This window comes from Mycobacterium sp. E3298, assembly GCF_001666895.1.
In the GTDB taxonomy this organism is placed as follows: Bacteria; Actinomycetota; Actinomycetes; order Mycobacteriales; family Mycobacteriaceae; genus Mycobacterium.
Genome location: NZ_LZJB01000539.1, coordinates 1 through 1337 on the forward strand (window position 1 = coordinate 1; position 1337 = coordinate 1337).

The window sequence follows — 1337 nt, forward strand, 5'->3', positions numbered from 1 at the left end:
GACCGTCGCCGCGGTGGACGCCAGTTTCTCCGAGATCGGGGCGGTGTCGGGCAAGGGATCGCAGGCGCGCCGCGCGCAGCTCATCACCGGCTTGTTCGCCGCCTCGACCGACATCGAGCAGACCTTCCTGCTGCGGCTGCTCGGCGGGGAGCTGCGCCAGGGGGCGCTGGCCGGGATCATGGCCGACGCGGTGGCCAAGGCCGCCGGCCTCCCCGTCGCGGCGGTACAGCGCGCGGCGATGCTCGGCGGGGACCTGCCCGGCGTCGCGGCGGCCGCCATGGGCGGCGGCGCCCGGGCGCTCGAGGCGTTCGCCCTGCGCGTCGGACGGCCGGTCGGCCCGATGCTGGCGCAGACCGCGACCGGGGTGGCCGATGCGCTGGAACGCCACGGCGGCACAACGATTTTCGAGGCCAAGCTGGACGGCGCCCGGGTACAGATTCACCGGTCCGGCGACCAGGTCACCGTCTACACCCGAAGCCTCGACGACGTCACCGCCCGGCTGCCCGAGGTGGTGGAGGCGACGCTGGCGCTGCCGGTGCGCGACCTCATCGCCGACGGCGAGGCGATCGCGCTGCGGGCCGACAACTCACCGCACCGCTTCCAGGTCACCGCGTCACGGTTCGGCCGATCGGTCGACGTCGCTGAAGCCCGTGCGGCCCAACCTCTTTCGGTGTTCTTCTTCGATATCCTGCACCGCGACGGCGCCGACCTGCTCGACGCGCCGACCACCGAGCGGCTGGCCGCCCTGGACGCGCTGGTGCCGGCCGCGCAGCGGGTCGATCGGCTCGCCACCACAGACGACGACGAGGCGGCCCGGTTCCTGGAGGCGACGCTCGCCGCCGGTCACGAGGGCGTCATGGCCAAGGCGCCGCAGGCGCCGTATCAGGCAGGCCGCCGCGGCGCGGGCTGGCTCAAGGTCAAGCCGGTGCACACGCTGGACCTGGTGGTGTTGGCGGTGGAGTGGGGATCGGGGCGCCGACGCGGCAAGCTCTCCAACATCCACCTGGGGGCGCGCGACCCCGCCACCGCCGAATTCGTGATGGTGGGAAAGACTTTCAAGGGCATGACCGACGCCATGCTGGACTGGCAGACGGCCCGGTTCAGCGAACTCGCCGTCGGCGGGACCGACGGTTACGTCGTGCGGCTGCGGCCCGAGCAGGTGGTCGAGGTGGCCCTGGACGGGGTCCAGAAATCCTCGCGCTACCCCGGCGGTGTGGCGCTGCGGTTCGCCCGTGTGCTGCGTTACCGCGACGACAAGAGCCCGTCCGAGGCCGACACCATCGATACCGTGCGGGCGCTGTACTGACAAACCGAGCGCTGCCGGTTTCGCGCGCGTA

The 1337-nt window shown here is 72.6% G+C and carries 1 protein-coding gene; it reads left to right on the forward strand.

Going from position 1 to position 1337, the window contains the following annotated elements:
• On the forward strand, nucleotides 1–1306 hold a 1306-nt coding region (locus tag A9X05_RS24810; RefSeq protein ID WP_067784672.1), incomplete at its 5' end, for an ATP-dependent DNA ligase.
• Nucleotides 1307–1337: the final 31 nt, after the last annotated feature.